General features: G+C 32.3%; 2 tRNA genes. Both read left to right on the forward strand.

Annotated elements, in window-relative coordinates:
- Nucleotides 1-222 precede the first annotated feature (222 nt).
- A tRNA-Ser gene (locus tag GBZ86_RS16745) sits at nucleotides 223-313 on the forward strand.
- Nucleotides 314-332: 19 nt separating this feature from the next.
- A tRNA-Ser gene (locus tag GBZ86_RS16750) sits at nucleotides 333-423 on the forward strand.
- Nucleotides 424-468 lie beyond the last annotated feature (45 nt).

Genomic DNA, 468 nt, shown 5'->3' on the forward strand with positions numbered 1-468 from the left:
TTATTGGAATGATATTAGGTGGTATAGCAATAAAAAAATATAAAGAAGGTAAATTACCTCTTATATTAAGTTTAATAGGATTTGCTTTTAGTATATTTACTTTAATAATATTTATGAAAATACCATTACAAGTATAATTATAAATTAAAAGAATAAACTTCAAAAAATTATATATAAATAGTTGACATAAAAAATATATATTGATATAATAATAAATGTCTTGGAGAGATGGTCGAGTTGGTTTAAGGCACCGGTCTTGAAAACCGGCGTGCGTGTGAGCGTACCGTGGGTTCGAATCCCACTCTCTCCGCCATTTAATTTTTTTTATATTTGGAGAATTACTCAAGTGGCTGAAGAGGCGCCCCTGCTAAGGGCGTAGGTCGGGCAACTGGCGCCCGGGTTCAAATCCCGGATTCTCCGCCAAAACATCTAGTATTTTTACTAGATGTTTTTTTATTTATATAAAAT

Origin of the sequence: Clostridium tarantellae, assembly GCF_009295725.1 — a bacterium.
GTDB classification, from domain to species: Bacteria; Bacillota; Clostridia; order Clostridiales; family Clostridiaceae; genus Sarcina; species Sarcina tarantellae.